The 21,980-nt window shown below is 66.6% G+C and carries 17 protein-coding genes; 9 read left to right on the top strand and 8 right to left on the bottom strand.

The window, feature by feature from the left end:
* The first annotated feature begins 119 nt into the window (after positions 1-119).
* Positions 120-476 (top strand): YkgJ family cysteine cluster protein, encoded by a 357-nt coding sequence (locus ABE472_RS13590; protein ID WP_123729320.1) that lies wholly within the window; start codon positions 120-122, stop codon positions 474-476.
* A 29-nt stretch (positions 477-505) separates the two neighbouring features.
* Here the strand turns inward: ABE472_RS13590 and ABE472_RS13595 are convergent, their stop codons facing one another.
* The 7 genes from ABE472_RS13595 to ABE472_RS13625 form a co-directional block, all read right to left on the bottom strand.
* A complete protein-coding gene (locus tag ABE472_RS13595) occupies positions 506-1,618 on the bottom strand; it encodes an ABC transporter permease (protein WP_313209839.1) in 1,113 nt (370 codons plus the stop codon).
* Positions 1,615-2,802 (bottom strand): ABC transporter permease, encoded by a 1,188-nt coding sequence (locus ABE472_RS13600; RefSeq protein WP_313218438.1) that lies wholly within the window; start codon positions 2,800-2,802, stop codon positions 1,615-1,617. Before ABE472_RS13600 ends, ABE472_RS13595 begins: the two co-directional genes overlap by 4 nt.
* The gene (locus ABE472_RS13605) at positions 2,799-3,815 is read right to left on the bottom strand and encodes an efflux RND transporter periplasmic adaptor subunit (RefSeq protein WP_346462400.1); all 1,017 of its coding nucleotides are present in this window, start codon (positions 3,813-3,815) and stop codon (positions 2,799-2,801) included. Before ABE472_RS13605 ends, ABE472_RS13600 begins: the two co-directional genes overlap by 4 nt.
* A complete protein-coding gene (locus tag ABE472_RS13610) occupies positions 3,808-5,151 on the bottom strand; it encodes a TolC family protein (protein WP_346466441.1) in 1,344 nt (447 codons plus the stop codon). The genes ABE472_RS13605 and ABE472_RS13610 overlap by 8 nt, the downstream gene beginning before the upstream one ends.
* A gap of 127 nt (positions 5,152-5,278) precedes the next feature.
* Positions 5,279-6,688 (bottom strand): PepSY domain-containing protein, encoded by a 1,410-nt coding sequence (locus tag ABE472_RS13615; RefSeq protein WP_346466442.1) that lies wholly within the window; start codon positions 6,686-6,688, stop codon positions 5,279-5,281.
* Position 6,689: 1 nt separating this feature from the next.
* Positions 6,690-8,729, bottom strand: coding sequence for a TonB-dependent receptor (locus tag ABE472_RS13620; RefSeq protein ID WP_346466443.1), 2,040 nt, complete (start codon positions 8,727-8,729; stop codon positions 6,690-6,692).
* A gap of 173 nt (positions 8,730-8,902) precedes the next feature.
* Positions 8,903-9,301 (bottom strand): hypothetical protein, encoded by a 399-nt coding sequence (locus ABE472_RS13625; protein WP_346466469.1) that lies wholly within the window; start codon positions 9,299-9,301, stop codon positions 8,903-8,905.
* 344 nt (positions 9,302-9,645) lie between these two features.
* Between ABE472_RS13625 and ABE472_RS13630 the strand changes: the two genes are divergently transcribed.
* The 8 genes from ABE472_RS13630 (at position 9,646) to ABE472_RS13665 (ending at position 20,844) form a co-directional block, all read left to right on the top strand.
* Positions 9,646-10,704, top strand: coding sequence for an alpha/beta hydrolase (locus ABE472_RS13630; protein WP_313218430.1), 1,059 nt, complete (start codon positions 9,646-9,648; stop codon positions 10,702-10,704).
* Complete coding sequence (locus tag ABE472_RS13635) at positions 10,704-12,323, top strand: D-aminoacylase (protein WP_313209820.1); 1,620 nt, start codon at positions 10,704-10,706, stop codon at positions 12,321-12,323. Before ABE472_RS13630 ends, ABE472_RS13635 begins: the two co-directional genes overlap by 1 nt.
* Before the next feature lie 37 nt (positions 12,324-12,360).
* Entirely contained in the window at positions 12,361-13,809 is a 1,449-nt protein-coding gene (locus ABE472_RS13640) for a serine hydrolase (RefSeq protein WP_346466444.1), read from the top strand.
* 184 nt (positions 13,810-13,993) lie between these two features.
* Positions 13,994-14,992: a dipeptide epimerase gene (locus ABE472_RS13645; protein WP_313218426.1), complete on the top strand. Its 999-nt coding sequence runs from the start codon at positions 13,994-13,996 to the stop codon at positions 14,990-14,992.
* A 245-nt stretch (positions 14,993-15,237) separates the two neighbouring features.
* Complete coding sequence (locus tag ABE472_RS13650; RefSeq protein WP_313209804.1) at positions 15,238-17,469, top strand: TonB-dependent receptor; 2,232 nt, start codon at positions 15,238-15,240, stop codon at positions 17,467-17,469.
* Between the two features lie 52 nt (positions 17,470-17,521).
* A complete protein-coding gene (locus ABE472_RS13655) occupies positions 17,522-18,514 on the top strand; it encodes a hypothetical protein (RefSeq protein ID WP_346466445.1) in 993 nt (330 codons plus the stop codon).
* 150 nt (positions 18,515-18,664) lie between these two features.
* Positions 18,665-19,570: a LysR substrate-binding domain-containing protein gene (locus ABE472_RS13660; protein ID WP_346466446.1), complete on the top strand. Its 906-nt coding sequence runs from the start codon at positions 18,665-18,667 to the stop codon at positions 19,568-19,570.
* A 101-nt stretch (positions 19,571-19,671) separates the two neighbouring features.
* The gene (locus tag ABE472_RS13665; RefSeq protein WP_346466447.1) at positions 19,672-20,844 is read left to right on the top strand and encodes an MFS transporter; all 1,173 of its coding nucleotides are present in this window, start codon (positions 19,672-19,674) and stop codon (positions 20,842-20,844) included.
* Between the two features lie 107 nt (positions 20,845-20,951).
* Here the strand turns inward: ABE472_RS13665 and ABE472_RS13670 are convergent, their stop codons facing one another.
* Positions 20,952-21,944, bottom strand: a complete 993-nt coding sequence (locus ABE472_RS13670; RefSeq protein ID WP_346466448.1) for a hypothetical protein — start codon at positions 21,942-21,944, stop codon at positions 20,952-20,954.
* Positions 21,945-21,980 lie beyond the last annotated feature (36 nt).

Raw genomic sequence — 21,980 nt, forward strand, 5'->3', positions numbered from 1 at the left:
AAGCGGCGCGTCCGCGGCGTTCAGGTGGCCGCAAGCCGGCCCACCGACCCTGTCGGCGTGAACACTGCGCCAACGCGTTAAAATGGCACACCGCCGACGCCGTTCCAGGGCCCATCGCAATGCCATACACCACCCGCGACGCGATCCAGCGGCTGCGCGAGCAGATCCCGACCTTCCGCTGCATCGTGGGGTGTACGGACTGTTGTGGCCCGGTCACCGCCTCAAGTGAGGAAGTGGCGCGGCTGCCGGTCAAGAGCGATGCCGAGCACGCTGCCGCGCTGGCGGACCTGAGCTGTCCCTATCTCGGCAAGCAGGGCTGTGAGGTGTACGAAGAACGCCCCTTGATCTGCCGCATGTTCGGGACGACCCCCAGCCTGCGCTGCCCCAACGGCCAGCGGCCGGTCTACATGCTGGATGAATCGGTGGAGAAGGAGATCCATCAGTTTCTTCGCAGCACCCGGCAGGTGCTCATCTAGCAGCGCTGGGCCACCAGCGAGGCTCAAGGTCAGTTCGGCCTGCGTGCGCCCAGCCGCCATATCGCCAGACCACCGTAAAGCGCCAGCAGCGCGAGCAGGGTCCAGAGCTCGTGGCTGACTTCGCCCAGGCTGGCATCCATCTGATTCAACCGCACCATCAGGTTGATGCCGGGCGTGGTCGGCAGCAGGTGGGCCAGGGCCACCAGCACGGGCGGGGAGGTGACCGCCGGCCAGGACAGGTTGGCCAGGAAGAACAGCGGGATGGAGCAGGCGACGACCACCTGGAAGGCACGTTCTCGGGTCGCGAAAAAGCTGCCGATGAACAGCCCGAACGCCACCGTGGCGGCGATGAACAACGTGCCGCCCAGCAACTGCCCGAGTGGATTGCCACCACGCGGGTAGTCCTGCACCCACGCGGTGAAACCGGCGTAATACAGCAGCCCGAGCAGGCCGATGGCACCGAAGCCAATCGCCATGCCGGCCAGTGTCGGCATGTCAAAGCGCAGGCGCCGGCCCAACGCCAACCGTCGCGCGCCGAGCAGTACGCCGATGCCCATGAGCAGCGTCTGATGCACGATCAGCTCGGCCACGCCGGGCACGATGGCGCTGCCGTACCCTTCCTGCGTATTGAACAGCGGGCGCTGCACCAACGTGATCGGCGGTGCCTGCGGCGCCCCCATGAACGCCGCTTGGGACACGGCCGCCTCGCGCGCGAAGGCGGTCAGGGCCTCGGCCACGCCGCCGAGCACCCAACTGGCGCGGCCGAGGTAGGCACCGTTGCCCATCAACACCAGATAGCCGTGGCTGCCGCGCAGAATGTCGCGTTCAAGGTTGGCCGGGATCAGCAGAATGCCTTCGGCCTTGCCGGTTTCCAGCACATGGCGTGCCTGGTCGATGCTGGCCGGCTGATCGACGATGCGGACCGTGTGCAGCGCGTCCACCCGCCGCAGCAATTCTCGACTGGTGGCACTCTGGTCGTGGTCAACCACCACGATGGGCAGGTTGCTGGCTACCTGATGGCGGTAGGCCGCCGGGTAGAAGAACGAGTACAGCACCACCGCGCCGACCATCAACACGACGGCATAGCGGTCGGTGAGCACCGTGCGCAGGGTCAGGCGCAGGCTGTCGACGAAGCGGCTCATGCACCGGCCTCGCGCGGTGCGCCCGGCAATGCTGGATCGGCGCTGCGCGCGGCAGCAATCAGCCGCCAGCCACCGATGCCACCGGCCACCACCCCCATCAGCAGCAGCGTGCCCAGCGGCCACAGCGAGACACTCCAAGGCGCGCCGACGAACTGCTGCTGGGTCTGCAGTTTCACGTAGGCGGTCAGTGGCAGCAGGAGATTCCAGACCCGGGTGAACAGCGGCGCATCGACCACCGGGAAGGTGGCGCCGGAAAATGCCAGCGCGGTGCCGATGCTCAAGCCGATCGCGGAAAGCGATGTGCCCATGTCCCGGGTGAGCCCGACAAACAGCAGGGCTACCGCCGCACAGGCCAGGTAGAACACCGGTTGCCCCAGCATCAGCAACAGCGCACTGCCGGCGATGCCATCGCCACGGAGCAGGGCAAGGTAGAGCACCCCAAGTGCACCGTACATCGAGAACAGCAGCACGTATGGCACGACCTTGCCGGCGATCGCCGACCACGGGGTGTCGCCCAGCCAATCGCGCAGGTGCCCATCACGGACCTCACGGCCCAGGCTGGCTGCCACGGCCAGTGCCAGCCCCAGCGACAGGATCGCCGGGAACAGCAGTGGCAGCAGGAACAGCTCATAGCTGCGTGCCGGGTTGTGCAGGATGTCTGACTGCACGGCGATCGGCGGGGCGCGCAGCGTGGCCGGGCCGACCTGCTTGCCGATGCGCTCGCCCAGCAGCCGCGCATTCCAGGCGCTGACGGCTTCGACGATATCGCGCACGGCGGATTGGCCGGTGGTGAGGTAGGTGGCGTTGTAGTACGCGAACACCGTGCCCTGTTCACCACGCAGCGCCTGCCGGGTGGCATCGCGCGGCACCAGCACCACCGCGAACACCTCCAGCCGGCGCAGCTGCGATTGCGCTTCGGCCAGGGTGGACGGCTGGCTGGCAATGGTCACGCCGGGGCTGGCATCCAGCATGCGGGCCAGTTGTCTGCTTTCCGCGCTGCGGTCGAGGTCGACCATGGCGATGGGGATATCGCGCATCACCGAGGCGGCAAACAGCCATGCCATCAACCCCAGCATCACGGCCGGCAGCAGCGTGACCAGCAGCAGATCGGCACGATCGCGGCGCAGGTGCTCAAGCTCGCGCTGGAACGAGGCTCTGGCACTCGCCCACACCGACCGGCTCATCCCTGCGGCCACCCGAACAGCACACTCATGCCGGGGCGGAAGCCTTCCACCGGGGCGACCGGGCGCAGCCGGATCTCGAAGCTGCGCACGTCATAGCCGGACGACTGCCGGGTGGCACGCCACGTGGCGTAGTCACCGGCAGGATTGATGAAATACACCTCGAACTCGGCATCACGATCCAGCGCGGGTACGTTGCCGCGCAGGCGGGTACCCACCTTCAGGCCCCGCATCTGCGATTCGCGCAGGTTCACCGACACCCACATGCGGTCGATGTCGACCAGGGTGAAGACCGGGTAGCCGGCCGGGACCAGCTCGCCGATATCCGACATGCGCTTGTTGATCTCACCGGCCATGGGCGCGCGGCCGTTGATCTCGTCGCGGGCCGCATCCACCTCGGCCACGGCGCCCTGCGCCTGGCGAACCTGGCCCTGCGCGGCGCGCTTGTCCTGGTCGCGCGCGCCGGCCAGCGCCTGGTCGTACTGCGCCCGCGCGGCATTGGACAGCTCGCGCGAACTGCGCGCCTGGGCCAAGGCCTCGTCACGTTTCTGCCGCGTCATCACGCCTTCGTTGTACAGGTTCTGCACGCGCTGATAGGTGGCATCGGCAAGGGTGGCACCCGCCTCGGCGCGTTTCCAGTTGGCCTGCGCAGCACGGATGTCCTCGCTGCGTGCCCCTTGGTCGGCCTTGTCGGCCACCGCACGCGCCGCTTCCAGCGCGCCCTGGGCCTGCTGCTCCTTGGCTGCCACTTCGGGGCTGTCCAGCACGAACAGCACCTGGCCGGCGGTGACCCGGTCGCCCTCGCGCACCTTCAGCTCGGCCAGCCGCGCGGTGATCTTCGCCGCCACGTTGACGGTGTCGGCATCGGCCATGCCCTGCAGCTGTTCGGCCGGCGTGCGCCAGGCCAGCCACAGCCCGACCACGACGACGATCGCCAGTACCAGCGCGATGAGGATGCCGGCCTTGCGTTTCTTCGGCGGCGGCGCGTCGGCCGGCGCCTGCAATGTGTCATTCATGCGCGATCACCTCGTCGCCCCGGCGGCGGAATTCTTCATATCGGTCCATCTGTCCACTGATCTCCAGCAGCTGTGCCAGCGCCACGTCGTACTGATACGCGGCCTGCGCGCGTTCCACCTGTGCGCCGCCCAGCCCCAGGCGCGCATCGATCACATCCAGCGAGGTGGCCTGGCCCTCGCGGAAGGCCAGCTCCTGCAGCCGCAGGTTCTCGCGGTTCTGTTCGATGCTGCTGTCCAGCAGCAGGAACTGTTGGCGGGCGGTATCCAGTTCGTACCAGGCCTTGCGCACGCCCAGCGTCACCTGGTTCTCGGCTTCGCGCAGGCCGGCTTCGGCCTGATCCTGCTGCGCGCGGGCGGCGCTGATCTGGGCAGGACGCGAGGTGGGCGACAGGAAGGTGTACTTCAGGCCGATGCCGAACGCCCAGTCCGGGTCGGTCAACATTTCGTCGCGGCGGCGGAAATCGTACTGGCCGAACAGGAACACGGTGGGCTTGAGCTTGGCCTGCTGCACGCGCACGCCTTGCTCGGCCTGGGCCACCAGGGCCCGCAGGCGGGCAATCTGCGGTTGCCGGGCCTGTGCATCGCGTTCGAAGGTAGGCAGCGCACCGATCGGCGCGCGATGCACAAACAAGGGCGACAGCGGGCGGACGTCGCCACCGCTGCGCAGCAGGGTGGCCAATGCGGCCTTCAGCGTCTGCAGATCATTCAGCGATTTCTGGTACTCGCGCTCGGCCTTGTCGCGGGCCACATTGGCCTGCAGGCGCTGCGCGCGGGTGGCAAAGCCTTCGCGTTCCAGCTTCAGGGCATCATCGAGGTGACGCTGCAGCCCATCGCGCACCTTGCGGCGCACGTCCACCGCCTGCTCGGCGAGGCGCTGGCCGAAATAGGCCTGGACCAGTTGCACGCTCAGTGACTGGCGCTGCGATTCGCGCTCGGCGCTGGCCTGATCGGTCGCGCCGGCAGCGGCCTGTTGGGCGGCCGGGATCAAGCCACCGGTGTACAACGGCAGTACCGCAGTGACCACCGGGCGGGTGCGCCAGTCGCGCTCGGTGAACTGCAACGGCGAGTCGATGCCGAAGGCCTCAGCGACCGGCGCCAAGGACCCCAGCGGCAGGGTGAGCGTCTTCTGGAACTGCAACCGGCGCACTTCACCGGTGATTTCGGGCAGGCGCAGCAGGCGCGTGGCGTCCTGCAGGTCCTGCTTGTTGCGCACCGACGCATCCGCCGCGGCCAGGGCATCGGACACCTGTTCCAGCCGCTGCTGGGACTGCTGCCAATCCAAGGCGGGGACCGTAGCGCTGTCCGGTACGGGCTGGGCGATGGCAGCGCCACTCATGCAAAGCAGGGAGAGACAGGTAAGTCCTTTTAATGCGCGCGTTGGCGGCCAATGCCGGCTCACGAGGGGGCAGCTCCATGGGGTGTGACGGCAAGAGGGTAGTGTGCGCCGCGTGAAGTGCGGGTCTTCACGTCCGTCGCCAGCCACGGGTGGCGAGGTGGTCCAGCAGCCCCACGACCAACAGCGACAGGCCCACCAGCGGGAACACCACGCCGCCGATGCACAGCAGCACGAAGACACCCGCCACGCTTCGCCCTTGCTTCGGCAGTGGCGGCACGCCGATCCCGCCGATGGGCCGCCGCTTCCACCACATCACCGCACCGCTGAGGCAGAGCAGGAGGATCGCTGCGCACGCGATGATCAGCACCACACGGTTGACCGTGCCGTACTCGTTGCCGAGATGGACATTGATGCCCCATTCCAGTCCTCGCCCAAGCGCACCGTAATCGGCGTAGCCCATGTCCAGCAGAACCCGGCCGCTGTACTGGTCCAGATGCACCACCCGCTGGCGCGACAGATCCTCCGGATAGACCGAGGCGGTGTAGACCCCCATGGGCCCACGCGGCAGCGCGATGCTGTAACCCGGTGCCAGCCCCAGTGCGCTGAACCGGCGCATGGCCGCGTCGATGCCGAGCGCACCGGGCTGCGGCGACAGATCCCCGAGTGGACCGCCGCCATGTGCGGCATGCCCGTCATCGACAGCGGCGTGCTGGGCATGCGGCACCGCTGAGACCGGTAGCTGTGCCTGCGCCATCGACCAGGCTGGCGTGGTGGTGTCGGCAAGCCGATGCGCGGACATCGGCACGCTCACCCGCACCCCGGTCGGGTAACCATAGTCGTGACCGTTCGCCCAGGCATTGACCTGATGGCCCCAGACCACCGACCAGGGCATGCCGGTCACGGCCAGGAACACGAGCACACCGCCGACCCAGACGCCGGTCACCGCATGCAGATCGCGCCAGAACAGCCGCTGTCGCGGCTGCCCGCGAACCGTGGTGATCCCACCGTTCTGCCCGCGCGGCCACCACAGGTACACGCCGGTCGCCACCAGCAGGATGGTCCAGCCAGCGGCGATCTCGATCAGGGCACTGGCGTAATCGCCGAGCAGATCGAGGCTGTGGAGCTGCCGCACCACGCCCGAGAACGTGCCTTTGTCGGGCAGGTGCCCCAGCACCTGCGCGGTGCCCGGGTCGACGTAGTAGACCTGCCGTCGACCGTCGGCCTCCTGGACGCCGATCTCGATGGTGCCGTCGGCGTAGTCCGGCGTGGTGTAACGGAAGATCTCCCCGTGACTGACGGCATTGACGGCCGCCAGCTGGGCGCTGGCAGGCGAGGGTGGCAGCGCTGCGGTCTCCACGACCTTCAGATCGTGATGGATCCAGCGATCGATCGGCTTCTGGTAGACGTACACGGCCCCGGTCAACGCCAGCCAGGCGATGAAGGGCAGCACGAACAGGCCGGCATAGAAGTGCCACCGCCACACCGCGCGGTAGAAACGCCAGCGATCCGATGCACGCGGGGTAGCGGGGGTTGGCATGTCAGAGCTCCCGGGTCCAGCTCAGGTACAGCGCCCGGCCATCACCGGGTGAGTAGCCCGAGGAACCGCTGTCGTACCAGGCATACACGTAGAAACGATCTGTCGCGTTCTTCAACTGCAGGGCCAGGCTGTTGCGCGCGTCCAGGCGGTACGTGGCGCTCAGGTTCAACAGTGCATAGCCGCCGTAGCGTCCCAGCGTGTTGGTTCGCTCCACGAAGTAGTCGCCCTGGCCATTGCCCCAGGCGCTGAAGGCCCAGTCGGCCGTCGGGGCGTAGTCCACCCCCGCGCTGGCCAGCCAGTTCGGCACGTTCTCGATCTGCCGCCCGCGGGTCTGCGGCGCACTGGGGTCGGGCACCTCGATCACCGCCTTCTGCCGCGAGTACGCGGCCCAGGCGCGCCACTGGGCGCTGGCCTGCCATGTCAGCTGGGCGTCCCAACCGCGGCGCAGCGTCTGGCCCACGTTGCCGACCTCATTGGCCCCGACCACGCCATTGACGCCCAGGACGGTGGCGACCTCATCGCTGGCCCGCTGCTCCCAGTACGCGATCCGGGTCTGCAGCCCCTGCACGGGCGCCCATTTCATACCGGCCTCCCAGCCCTCGTTGAGGGAGGGAGCAAGATCGTTCACCTGCGTGCGATACGCGCCATTGCCGCTGCCGATCTGGAACGTTCGCCCCCAGTTGGCGTACACGACCGTGGTCGGGCTGAGATCGTAGGACACACTCAGCTTGGGTTGTTTGATCAGGCCGTAGTCGTAGACCGGTGCGCGCAGGCCGGTCGCCCCATTGTGGAAGTCGCCATACACGCGATCGACCCGGTAGGCGGGTACGATCTTCAGCGCGTCCATCGGCCGGATTACCGCCTGCACGTAGGCACCCCGGGTATCGAGGGTGTAGTCCCAATCGCGCAGGGTCGCCTGGCGCTCGCGCGCGACGGTCCTGTAGCGGCGGGCCGTGTTGTCCTGCCACTGCCCATCCACGCCGGCATCGAGGACGAACTCGGCCAGCCGCGAGTCCGGGCGCCAGGTGGTGTTCAAGATCACGCCGCGATGGGTCTCATCATTGAAACGTTCCTGTTGAGCGCCTCCCGCGGTGAACGTCACCCAGCGCTGGTTGCGATAGTCGTTCTGGTAGGCCTTGGCGTTCCAGCTCCAGTCGCTGCCCAGTGCGCCATCGATGTGCATGGCGGTCTGGACCGTCTCGCGCTCACTGCGGTCATCGCGTGCGTAGGCCGGCGATTGCGTCGGATTGGCCTGCACCTCCGGATAGCTGAGGTAGCCGGCTTCCAGTGCGGCGTTCTTGTAGTAGCGGCTGGTCAGCCCTGCGCGCCACCGGCCGTCAGGGTCGGTGTAGAACCACTTGCCGACGAAGCTGCGCTGGGTGCCATCGGCATGGTCGCGCTCGCCGTCGGACGTGCGCCAGCCGACGAAATAGTTCTGTGACCAGGGGCCGCGCTCGAACCCTTTGGCCAACTGCACATCCTGCGTGCCAAAGCTGCCAGCGGTGATGCTCAGCTGGCCGTCAGTGCCGCCCTGGCGGGTCAACACATTCACGTCACCGGCAATCGCATGCAGCCCGTAGCGGGCATCGTTGGTGCCGCGCACGATCTCGAGCGCGGCGATGTCCAGCGGAAACGCCGCATCCAGGTAGGGCATGCCGCCCGAATTGTCATTGCTCGGAATGCCGTCGATCAGCAGCTTGACCGCGTTGATGCGGCCCTCGCCATTGAAACCCCGGAACGAAAAACGGCCGGCGTCGGTGCCCATCTTGAACTGGGTGACCTGCACGCCCGGGGCATTCATCAGCAGCTCCCAGCTATGGTCGACCTTCTGCGGTTGAAGGACATCGCCGCCGATGAGATCCACCGAGGTGAAGACCGAACGGGCCGACAGCTCGCGCTCGGCGGCCGAACGCGCCTGCACGGTGCCCAGGGTCAGCACGGTACCGTTCTGGGCGGCGACGGTGGCGGGAAGGAGAAGGGCAGCGGCAAGCACGGCCGTGATGGCCTTGGCCAACGGTCGATACGAAAAAGAAGTTGTCATGGTCCACAGCATCGGTCGCCACGGTCAGATCGACCGGGGCAGGAACAAGGTCCGGCAGAGACGCCGGATGGCGCGGGGCATCGGTTCCAATCCGGCATCGCCTGGCCCCACCGGACACGATGGATCAGCAGACAGGGCAGGGGGCAGCAGCGCTGCACCTGGTCAGGACCGGATCAGCAGGCCGGCAGCGGCGGGCCGCGAGCTCCCAGCGTTCCCCGTGCGGGGGCGCGGCGACAGTCGACCAGACCCGACAGCGATCGAAACACGGCCGGCCATTGCGTCAGCAGCAGGAGCAGCGCCACGAGCAGGCTGATGAGACGGGCCGCAATCAGGCAGTACTCGCAGTCCACGCCCATCTCATGGCTGGCATGCGGATCGGCAGGCGCTTCGGCAGCGGGGCTGGCCTTTCCCTGATCCCTATCGTGATGCGCGTGATGGCCCGCATGCGCGTCGGCATCCGTCATGGCGTGATGCGCCGCATGCGGATCGGGTGCCGGCGAGGCCTCCATGACGGGCGCGTTCACCGGCGCCAATGCCCGGCTGACCATGGGCGCCACGATCACCAGCGCAATCGCCAGCAAGGCCCATGCATGAAGCCAGCGGTGGAGGAGGGACGCACGCACCGGCCCGATGGTAAGGCATGTCTGTCGGGATTCCCGGCGAAAATGCCCGGTTCGTGCTCGATTGCGACGGTTTGTCGCAGTCTGGCGCTGGGTAGCGTGGCCTCCGGAGTGGCCCATGGGCTGGCCCCGCGCCCCGCACTGCACATTGACAATTCTCCAAATAGGACGCTTATATCCTATATGGGCCTACACCTGTCCCCGGTCGTTTGCGTTGGCCGGGCAGGCAGGTCAGAGGATTCTCAACCGCCTGCGGCGCAACGCAGGCTTCAGCACGCCATTCAAGAGAGCACGACATGACAGCAGTGAAGGGTTGGCGGCGGTTTCGTCGGTGGGTGAAGTGGATCGCGCTGGGTCTGCTGGCGGTCGTGATCCTGATCACCCTCATCGGGGTGGTCTACGAGGCCTTGGCACGCCGGAGCGCGGCGACCGATCATCCACTGCGCGGCCAGATGGTCGATGTCGGCGGACGCCAGATGCATATCGAGTGTCGCGGCAGTGGCACCCCGACCGTGATCTTCGAGTCCGGTCTCGGCACGGGCGGCACGATGGACTGGACCCGGGTGCACGACCGGATCGCCCGCTTCACCCGCGCCTGTGCCTACGACCGCGCCGGCATCATGCGCAGCGATGCGAAGGACACCCCGCAGCGTGCGTCGGCCGTGGCCGATGACCTGCACGCCCTGTTGAAAGGCGCGGGCATCACCGATCCGCTGGTGCTGGTCGGCCATTCCATCGGCGGGCCGTACATCCGGACCTATGTGGGGCGCTACGGCGATCAGGTCGCCGGGCTGGTGATGGTCGACCCCTCGCACCCGGATCAGATCGCCCGGCTCGGCAGCGTGGTGAGCATCGATGTCCACCCGAAGAAGGTGTCGCTGTTGATGCATACCGCCACGGCACTGTCACGGACCGGCCTGGTGCGCTTCCTGTTCTCGCGCGCCGATCATGGTCCACGCCCGAAGGATGAGGCCGCGGAGATCACCGCCTTCTCCAGTGCCTCGGTCACAGGCGCGACCGCAGAACTCGACGGCTTCGACAGCACCATGGACGATGCCCGCGCGGTTACGTCGTTTGGCGACCGCCCGGTGATCGTGCTGACCGCGTTGAAGCCGTTCAAGCCCGACGAGCTGAAGAAGATGGGCCTGACGGCGGAGGAGGGCGCCCGGTTCAAGCAGGAATGGCGCACCTTGCATGCCGAGCAGGCCGCCCTGTCCAGCCGCGGGCAGCAACAGATCGTGAGCGATTCCGGCCACTACATCCAGATCGATCAGCCTGATCGCGTGGTGGATGCGGTTCGCGAGGTCGTGGATGACGTGCGTGCGCAGGCGCGCACCAACAAGGAGATGCAATGATGAAGCGCACCCTGCTCTGGGCGGGCGTATCGATGCTGTTCGCCGCCAACGCGGCCGCGGCCGACTATGACCTGGTGATCCGCGGTGGACGCGTGCTCGACGGTGCCGGCAATCCGTGGGTCCGTGCCGATGTGGCGGTCAAGGAGGGGCGGGTGGTCCAGGTCGGCCAGGTCCCCGGCAAGGGCACCCGCGAGATCGACGCAACGGGGCGCTATGTGTCGCCGGGCTTCATCGACATGATGGATCAGTCCGGCGCGGCGCTGCTCAAGGACGGCGCGGCCGAGAACAAGTTGCGGATGGGCGTGACCACGCTGATCGGCGGCGAGGGCGGACCGCCGGTGCCTGCGGCGGGGATGCCGGGCTACTTCAAGCAGCTCGAAACGCAGGGTATCGCGGTCAACTTCGGCACGTACTACTCCTCCACCCAGGCCCGCGTGCACGTCATGGGCGATGCCGCTGGTGCGCCGACCAGGAAGCAGCTCGATGCCATGGGCGAGCAGGTGAAGATTGCGATGGAGGCCGGTGCGTTCGGTATCTCCAGCGCCTTGATCTATGCACCCAGCAGCTTCCAGAGCACCTCCGATCTGGTCTCGCTGGCCAAGGTGGCCGCGCAATGCGACGGCTTCTACGCCACGCATATGCGTGACGAGAGCGAGGGCGTGGTCAAGGCCATTGAAGAGGCCATCGAGATCGGCGAGAAGGGCGGCGTCAAGGTGGAGATCTTCCACTTGAAGGCTGCCTATGCGCCGGAGTGGGGCAAGCTGATGCCCCAGGCACTGGCGACGATCAATGCAGCGCGGGACCGCGGCGTCGATGTTGCCGCCGATCTCTATCCCTACACCGCCGGCGGCACCGGGCTGGAGATCATCGCGCCGAGCTGGGTCTGGGCCGACGGGCTTGAGAAAGGTATCGAGCGCGTGCGCGATCCGAAGGTGCGCGAGCGCATGAAAAAGGAGGTCGCCGCCGGTTCGATGCCGGGCTGGTCCAACCTGGTGCATGCGTCGGGAGGCTTCCAGAACGTGCGCCTGGCCAACAGCTTCAGTGAGAAGTACCGGCGCTTCCATGGCAAGACGCTGGCCGAGATCGGTGCCGAACTGAATCTGGACCCGGCGGATGCGGCCTGGGACATCGCGCTTGAAGGGTTGCCCAATCGGGCGGTCGCGCTGTATTTCATGATCAGCGAAGAGGATGTGCAGCTCGCGCTGCGCCAGCCCTGGGTGAGTATTGGCAGTGACGCGGCCGCCGCGGTGAACTACGGCAGCGACGGCGCCATCGGCCTGCCACACCCGCGCGCGTATGGCACCTTCCCGCGGATCCTCGCCGAGTATGTGAAGCGGCGTCATGTGCTGACGCTGGAAGACGCGGTCCGCAAGATGACCAGCTGGCCCGCACAGCGGATGGGGTTGAGCGATCGCGGGCTGATCCGCGAGGGGATGCGCGCCGATATCGTGCTGTTCGATCTGGACACGCTGGACGATGTGGCGAGCTGGGACGCGCCCGCCGGCGCGCCGACCGGCATCGAAACCGTGATCGTCAACGGTGTGGTGAGTTTCGAGGGTGGCAAACACACCGGCGCCCGGGCGGGCTCGGCGCTGCGCCACCCATGCCGCACGCGCTGATCCACGTGCGCGCTCCAACAAACACAGGACACACCTCATGATCCGACACGCCTCCGGCTGGAGTCTTCTCTCTCTGGCGCTCGCCGCCTCCGCGCCAGCACTGGCCGCCGCACCACCGATCACCAGCGCGGAGGATCTGGGCACCGCGGTCTCGGCACAGATCGCCTGCGCCGGCATCTTCGTGGCCAACCGCGCCGAGGCCGACGTGCTGCGCGACGACATCCACGCACTGGCGCCATTCACCAGGACGGTGGCGCTGGCGGTCGATCGCAAGGCAGGGACGGTCACCGCCTCCGCGCCTGGGACGGCCAGCCGGACCGCGTTGCATCGCCCGGCGGTCGGCTGCACGCTGACCACGGGCGACGTGCCGCTCGCGGCGCTCAAGGCCCAGGCGGCCCAGCTCACGCCACTATCGCCACTGGCGGCGCGCCCCTGGCCACAGGGTGACCGGCCTGTGCCGGCGCTGCAGGCCGCCGCAGAAGCGAAGCTCGACCGTGCCGCACTGGACGCGGCCGTGAGTGCGGCCTTCGATGAGCAGAACGTGGGCGGTTACCCGGACACCCGTGCGATCGTGGTGGTGCAGGGTGGGGCGATCGTTGCCGAGCGTTACGCGCCTGGCTTCAACCAGAACACCCGCATGTTGGGCTGGTCGGCCACCAAAAGCATCATGGGCACGCTGGTTGGCCTGCTGGTGGATGACGGCGTGCTCAAGCTGGATGACCCCGCGCCGGTGCCGGAATGGAAGGGCGAAGGCGATCCGCGCGGCGCGATCTCGCTGCGCCAGTTGCTGACGATGTCGAGCGGGTTGGCCTTCGTGGAGAGCTACAAGCCCGGTAACGAATCGATCAAGATGCTGTTCGAGGCCGGTGACATGGGCGCGCTGGCGGCCGCGATGCCGCTTGAACATGCGCCAGGCACGCACTGGAGCTATTCCTCGGGTACGACCAACATCCTGTCGCGGATCGTCTTCGAGGCCACCGGCGGCACCCTGGAAGGCATGACCCGCTTTGCACAGACCCGGTTGTTCGAGCCGGCCGGCATGCGCAGCGCGCTGATCGAGCCGGACGAGTCCGGTGTCCTGGTCGGCAGTTCCTACGGGTATGCAACGGCACGGGATTGGGCGCGCTATGGGCTGCTGCATCTGAACCACGGCGAGGCCGATGGCAAGCGGCTGCTGTCGCCGGAATGGCTCCAGTTCGCGGTGACGCCCACGCCAGCATCACCGCGCCCCTCATACGGCGCGCAGCTGTGGTTGAACCGGGCCGCGGCTGCAGAAGAAGGTCGGAAGGTGCTGCAGGACGTGCCTCCCGATGCCTTCATGGCGATGGGCCACAACCATCAGATCATGGCGGTGATTCCCTCGCAGGATGCGGTGATCGTGCGTCTGGGCTGGACACCGGAAGGGCAGAAGTTCGACTGGAACAAGTATCTGTCGCAGATCGCGGCCGCACTGGCACCGGCCCCGGCCCCGGTAGCTGCGAAGTAATCCGTAACGCGGCACGAGGGAGGGGCGCCGGACACGGCGCCCATTGACAGTTCTCCGCGCGGAGAACTAATGTCTCGATGTGAGAATTACTCACCTTGAGGCAGGGAAAGCAGATGTGCTCGATCAAGCTGTTGGCAACGCCCGCTGTGGCGCGTGACGTGGCCGCATCCGGAGTGAACGCCTGATGGCCCGCCTCACCCTCGGCATCGCCGTCGACGCGCTGCGTCTGGCCGCACCGTTCCGCATCGCCAGCCACGTCTTCGACAGCCGGCTGGCCTGCCTTGTCACCCTGGATGACGGCACGCACGTCGGCCGCGGTGAGGCGACCGGCGTCTATTACCTGGGCGAAGACATCGAGACCATGCGCCTCCAGCTCGAAGCGGTGCGTGATGCCATCGAGGCACACCCCACGCGCGAGGAACTGCGCGCGATCCTGCCAGCCGGTGGCGCTCGCAACGCGGTTGATGCTGCCCTCTGGGAGCTGGAATCGAAGCAGGCAGGCAAGCCCGTATGGGCGCTTGCAGGGCTGCCGCCGCCGCGGCCGCTCCCCACGACCTTCACGGTCGGCGCCGACGAGCCGACGGCGATGGCGGCCGCCGCGGTCGCGTATCGCCAGGCGCGTTCGATCAAGGTCAAATTGACCGGTGACCTCGACCTGGACATCGCGCGCGTCGCGGCGATCCGTCAGGCGCGGCCCGAGGTATGGCTGGGGGTCGATGCCAATCAGGGTTACCAGGTCGGCGATCTCGAGCGGCTGGTGGCAGCCATGGTGGACGCCGATGTAGCGCTGATCGAACAGCCGCTGGCCCGGGGGCGCGAAGCCGATCTGGACGGATTCGTGTCGCCGATTCCTCTGGCCGCCGATGAAAGCGCGCTCACCCTGGCCGATGTCGACGGCCTGAAGGGTCGCTTCAACGTATTCAACATCAAGCTCGACAAATGCGGCGGCCTGACCGAGGCGCTGCTGATCGCCGCCGCGGCGCGCGAGGCCGGGCTGGGCGTCATGGTGGGGTGCATGGTCTGCAGCAGCCTGGGCGCTGCGCCGGGCTTCGTGGTCGGGCAGTTGTGTGATCTCGTCGACCTGGACGGGCCCACCTTCCTCAAGCAGGACCGCACGCCCGGGGTGCTCTATCGCGACGGCACGATCTGGTGTGACGAAGCGGTCTGGGGCGCCGGACGCTGAGGTCCGGGGCGGGCCTGGCGCATGAATTCATGTCAATGCTGCGACGCAGGATTGACAGTTCTCTGAACAGGACTATTGTGTCCTACATGGGCTTACGCATAGCCATTCATCCCAGGAGCGTCACTGCCAGGCCGGCCCCCACCCCAGCACGACGGGGTGCCCTGACTGCCGCATTCCGTGCCCATTGCCGTGGGCGTCCAGCTTCGCTACCGAGGTCTCATCACATGAGTCACTGTTCGCTCCGAATGAACGCGTTGTCGCTGGCCTGCACTGCAGGCATCCTGGCCCTGGGCTGCAGCGCCACGGCACTGGCACAGGTCGCCGCCGAGAACCCCAACCGCGACGACGTACATACGTTGGGCACTGTGACCGCGACCGCGCAGAAACGCGTGGAAGTGGTCACCGATATCCCGATGTCCATCAGCGTCATCAGCGAAGAGCAGCTCGACCGCCTCCAGGTCAACAACATGAATGACCTGGCCGGGCTGGTTCCCGGCCTGCAGATCACCAGCCTCGGTGCGCCGGGCCGCTCGACGATCTCGATCCGCGGCATCACCCCGATGGGCAATACCGCCTCGACCTCGATCTACGTTGACGACGTGCCGCTCACCGCCAATGGCTCACTGTCCGGTGCGACCTCCGGCATGTTCGACCTGCTGCCGTACGACGTGCAGAACGTGGAAGTGCTGCGCGGCCCGCAGGGCACGCTGTACGGTGCCAGTGCGCTGGGCGGCGTGGTCAAGTACGTCACCAAACGGCCGGACCTGGAGTACTTCTCGGGCCGCGCCGGCGCCACGATGCGCGTTGTCGACGATGGCGGCCGGGTGGGCCATTCCGAGCGCGCCGCCGTCAATGTGCCACTGGTGAAGGGTCAGTTGGCCCTGCGCGCCAGCTACGCCGAGCAGACCAGTCCGGGCTGGATCGACAACAGCGTCCTGCATCGCCGCGACACCAACGATGTGTACCAGAACGCCGGCCGCCTTTCGCTGCTGTGGAAGGCCTCCGATACGGTGGACGTGCTGCTCACCGCGATGCGCCAGGAAAACAAGGGCGACAATTTCGCGACGGTCGCGCTCGACCCGGCCACCTTCAAGCCGAAGCTGCCCGGCTACTCAAACGAGTATCTGTTCCTGCAGCCGAGCACGATCAAGTACGACGTGTACGGCCTGACGGTGGACTGGGATCTGGGCTGGGCCGACTTCACCTCCGCCAGCAGCTGGATGAAATCCAATTCATGGCGCCTGCAGGACCAGTCGGTGGAGTACATCCCCTTGCTGGGGCAGAAGCCCGGCGTGGGCCCGGTGATGGCGTACGCCGGCCTGGACACGGATATCGAGCTGAAGAAGTGGACCCAGGAATTCCGCCTGACCTCCAAGGGCGACAGTCGCCTGCAATGGCAGCTCGGCGCGTTCTATACCGATGAAGATGCCGCCTACATCGAGCGCGGCAGTGCACTGAGCCCGGCATTCAACCCGGTGCTTGATCTGTTCACCGCCTCGGTGCTGACCACGTATAAAGAGAAGGCCCTGTTCGGCAATGCCACCTGGAAGTTCACCGACCGCTTCGATCTGGCCCTGGGCGTGCGCCATGCGCGCAACGACCAGGAATTCCGCCAGACACTCGGCGGTCCGTTGGGCGGCGATGGCGTGCAGCGCATCACCGACTCCTCGGAAAGCGTGACCACCTGGAGCGCCAGCCCGCGCTTGTTCCTGGGCGAAGACACCATGGCCTACGTGCGGGTCGCCACCGGCTACCGCGCCGGCAGCCCCAATCCCATCCTGCCGGCCGCCCCGGAGGTGCCCGCGCAGGTCAAGTCGGATACGTTGATCAACTACGAAGCCGGCCTGAAGAGCCACTTCTGGGATCGTCGTGCGCTGGTGGAAGTGGCGGCATTCCGGATCGACTGGGACGACATCCGCTTGAACCTGCTCACGGCGCAGGGCATCTCCTATGGTGTCAATGGGGGCGAAGCACGCAGCCAGGGCGTTGAATTCACCGGCGCGCTGATGCCCGTCGACGGCCTGCGCCTGAGCGGCAGCCTGACCTACACCGACGCCACGTTGACGGCTCCGATTCCCCCGGCCCGTCCGGGCGGCCCGAACCAGGCCGAATCCGGCGCCCAGCTGCCGCAGGTGCCCGAATGGGCCGGCAGCCTGCAGGCCGACTACCAGTTCCCGACGAGCGGCGAATGGGGCTGGAGCGTCGGTGGCGCGCTGCGCTATTACGGCGAGCGTGCGGCATCGGTGGCCTCAACGCAGTCCTTCGACCTGCCCAGCTACACCACCGTTGACCTGACTGCCGAAGTGAGCAGCCAGAACACCACCGTGCGCTTCTTCATCACCAACCTCACCAACAAGGACATCTACGTCGCCGCTGGCAGGACGATTCCTGCCGCGGGCGCGCAGCAGTACCGGCGCTGGAATGCGGTGATGATGCAGCCGCGTACCGTGGGTGTTTCGTTGGATTACAGCTTCTGATCCAGCGGGGCAGGGCAGTGCGGCCCCTTTGGGGCCGTGCTGCCCGGTAACCGTGGCCGAAGCGGATATGCTTGCACGGATCCCATCCCGACCCGCAGGCAGCAGCGCGATGCACGCCAGAACATGTTCCGTCCTGCTTTCTGCTGCGCTGCTGCTGTGTGCAGCGCTGCTCACCACTGGATGTGCACGCACCCAGCGGGAGACCGTGTTTTCGTCAGACACGCTGAAGGTCGTGGCCGTGACGGAAAGCAGGCTGGATATCAACAGCAGCAAGTACCAGCACCACACCACGTACGCCGTTTACGAGAATGGCAGTGCGCTGTCAGATAAGGACTTCGCGACGCTGCTGCAGGATCATGCCGCCACAGACGCCCCGTTTGTGCATACCGATGCGGTGGTACTGGACGAAGACGCAGTTCTGATGGCATCGCACAATCGTGACAGCTCACGCTGCTGGACAACGCGGCTTTCCGCGAGCCGCGGCAGGGCGACGCTGGAGAAGATCACGGCAGGGACCGTCGACTGCGGCATCCGTCCGGCACCGCCGGGCTGGCGGGCGCTCTACACAGACCGCAGTGATCTCATCCTGGTCCGTGAACACCCGTTCCAGGTCCATCCCATCGCTGGGTACGCGTACGTCCTGTGGATCGATGGCGACATCGCCGCCCTGTATCACAAAGACCGGGACCATGAGCGAATGGTCGTCAGGCTGGCGAGGATTTCGTCCGACACGCCCCTCGCCGAGCAGGCACTGCCGATGCGGACCTATGCGGAGCCGGACCTTCTGTATGCCTCGCCTGAGCTGCGCCGCCAATGGCTGTTCGATAACTTCACGGTGGCCATGGGGGCGTCCCCCTCGATCCAGCTGCGCCCCGATCATCGACTGGAGACGATCACGCCCGAGGTGTGGGCGCAGTACCAGGAAAACGACCGGCAGAACAAGGAACTCGATGCCCAGGCACGTGCCGCCGGGGACGCCTGGATCGAGGCCCAGCGCCGGGAGCTGATGGAAGCGGACGCGACAGCGCGCGACGCCACGAAGTAACGCTGTCCGGCCCCTCGTCGAGCATCGCTGACGAGCAGCAGCATCATGACCAGTCCCTCCAGCAGGCGCCTGCTGGCGCGCTCTGGACAACGTAGAGATTTGGTATGTTGAACACCCTCAATTCCGGCATTCCAGAGGTCTGGTGTTTCAGTGATAGAGACCCGTCTGCTCCAACAGTTCATTGCCGTGGCCGAGGAGCTGCACTTCAATCGCGCCGCCGAGCGGCTGCACATGGCGCAGCCGCCGCTGAGCCAGGCCATCCGCAAGCTGGAGGGCGCCGTCGGAGCCCCGTTGTTCGAGCGCACCCCTCGCAGCGTCGCGTTGACACCGGCGGGGGCAGCCTTCCTTGAGACCGCGCGCCGTACCGTGCAGTCGCTGGAGGAGGGCGTCGCCCAGACGCGCCGCGTGGCCCAGGGCATGGAGGGCCACCTGACCCTGACCTTCATCAACATCGCCCCCTATGCCTCGTTGCTGCAGGCGTTGCGCCACTTTCGCGAGCTCAACCCGGGCATCGCCTTCACGATGCGGGAGGCCAGCACCCAGGAGCAGGTCAACGCCCTGGAGCAGGGAGAGGCGGATATCGGCTTCATGCGGACACCGGGCACCACGACGCCGCACCTGCGCATGGAAAGGCTGCTGAGCGAACGGATCTGCGTCGCGCTGCCGGCCGGTCATCCGCTGGCGGCGAAGGCGGGCATCGACCTGGCATTGCTCAGGGACGAAGCATTCGTCGCCTCGCCCCGGACTCTCGGCAAAGGATTTCATGACCAGCTGATCGGCCTGTGCCAGACAGCCGGGTTCGTGCCCGACATCGTGCAGCACGGCCGGCAGATGCAGACCTTGATTGCCTTGGTGGCTGCGGGGTTCGGTATCGCGCTGCTGCCCGCTTCGCTGGCGACGGAAACGCGCGAGGACGTTGTGTTCCGTCCGCTCCAGGTGGAAGCGGCGGAGGAAGTGTCACGGCTGGAGCTGTTCATGGCGTGGAACGAGACCCGGACCTCAGCGATCCGCGACCGGTTGATACAGGCGATTCTGCAGACCCGTTCTCTGCCCTGAGGTGACAAGACGCGCGGCGTCTTGCTGCAGTATGTAAACCGTCCTTCACCCGCACATGGCCAGGCACTAGGCTTCCGCAGCTCTGCTGGATAGGACCTGCGATGCCTGCTGCCATTTATGTGTTTTCCCTGTGCGCGTTCGCGTTCGGGCTCTCCGAGTTTGTGGTCGCGGGATTGTTGACCACCATTGCCGATGACCTCGGGGCGCGGATATCCCTCGTCGGCACGGCCATTGCCGCCTATGCACTGGGCGCGGCCATCGGCGCACCGTTCATCACCGCGCTGGTCGCGCACTGGCGGGACCGGCAGATCCTGCTGCTGGCCACGGCGTTGCTCGGACTGGGCAGCCTGCTGATGAGCGCCTCGCCCAATCTGGTCACACTGCTGGCCATCCGCTTCGTGGTCGGCCTCGGCCACGGCGTCTTCATGGCGGTCGCCTCCGACGCGGCGACCCGGCTCGTGGACCCGCAGCGATCCGGCCGGGCGCTGTCGGTCGTGTGGATCGGGTTGACCCTCGCGCTGGCGCTCGGCGTTCCGATCGGCACGTACCTGGGCAGTCTCTGGTCGTGGCGCGTGGTCTTCCTGTCCATCGGCGTCCTCAGCGTGGTCGGCATGCTGGGTCTGGCGCTGTGCATGCCGAGGGGAGCTGCCGGTTCGGCCCCGTCCCGCGGCGGCGCATGGAAGGGCATCCAGGCCATCATCCATCCCCAGCTCCTGACGACGGCCGGCATCGGCGCGCTGGTGAGCGTCGCGACGTTTTCGTTCTTCACCTTCGTCTCGCCGTATCTGCAGCAGGTCACTGGTGTGGACGTGCAGTGGCTGAGCCTGGGCATGCTGTTGTTCGGCGTCTGTGCGATCGCAGGCAACCTGCTCGGGGGAGCGCTGGGCGACGCGATGGACGGGGACCGCAGCCTTCAGTTGGCACTGTGCGCGTTGGCGTTGAATCTGCTCGGGCTCTACGTGTTCGCCAGCATGCCGGCCATGATGATGCTGCTGATCGGCACGCTGGGCATCTGTTTCTTCTGCATCGTGACGCTGCTGACGCTGCGTCTGCTCAAGCAGGCGCAGCGCTTGATTCCCGCCTACAGCCCGGTCGCGGCCGGGTTGAACATCGCCTCCTTCAACCTGGGCACCGCGCTCGGGGGCGCCATGGGCAGCCTCACGATCAGCTATGCAACGCTGGCATCGGTACCGCTGACAGGGGCCGTGGCCGCGGTACTGGCTGGCACCGTGTCGTATCGCCTTGCTCGCCGCAGGCACGGATCGCCTGTTTGAAGTGGTGGATCACGTCCGCTGCCGTTCAATACCCGCGAGATGCTCTGGAGCAGTCACTTCACTTGAAGCCGGCTGCCTTGCAGGCATCGACGAACGTCGCGCCTTGTTTATCCATGGCCGTTCTCACGCGCTTGCTGGCGTTCACAAGCGCCCCGCTGGGGGTGGCCCATTGCGCTTCCGGCAATGCCTGGGACCAGGCTTCCACCACGGCCGGCAGCGAAGGACGGCCGCGGCGATGGACCCATTCGGCGAGCATCCTCACGCTCGATCTCAAAGGTGTGCATGCCCTCATACGGCTTCAGTCGATCCTTGGTCGGGACCAACCCCAATGCCTGGAACCATGGGTTGGGTGCATTGAACAACTGCCCGTCCTCCATGTAGTTCCGGATCGACGCCCACAGGCCCAGTGAGTGCGAATCACTGGGTTGTGGCAGCAGGACAAACTGCAAGGTGTCGCGCTCTTCATCCTCCAGGCCCATGCCGAAGGTGTACTGGCGCGTTGTGCCATACGGGGTGATGCCTTGTGAATTGGACACCCAGGCAACGATGCTCTCCCAGGGCACGATCAGGGCACGGCCGCTCTCGCGGTCGATGTAGCACACCTCGCGACGCTGACGGTTGAAGCGCACCGGATAGGGCTTTGCGCGTTTGAACTCATCCGAGAACATCCCGTAGGCGAATGCCCCCAAGGGGAGGATGCCGAGAAGCGCGCCGGCAGAAAACACTTGAATGAACATCTTCAAATCCGCCCATGGCGTCGGGAAGTTCTCCGGGTAGGCGAGCACCAGGTAGAGCATGATGAGCGCGGGCACGATGAACGCGAGCACGAACAGGCCGACGATTCCGCCGGCAAGCATTTTGCCGCCCTCTACGGTTCCCCAGTTGCTCCCTCCCAGGTCCAGGAACACATCATTGATGTCCGAAAAATGGCGACGGGAGGATTGCACCTGCCCGGTGTACACCGGCAAGGGAGACAGGAACAGCGTCTCGGTCGCGCCTTCAACCCGGATCTCGCCCGCTGAAGGGCGTTGACTGCGGACGTCGAGCGCAGCGGTCGCTGCCACAGTCGTGCGGCTCTTCCTGAAGAATCGTTGAAACATGCAAGCTCGCCGGGCGGACAACCGCGCATGATTTCA

It is taken from the genome of Stenotrophomonas sp. TWI809, assembly GCF_039673205.1.
Classification (GTDB): Bacteria; Pseudomonadota; Gammaproteobacteria; order Xanthomonadales; family Xanthomonadaceae; genus Stenotrophomonas.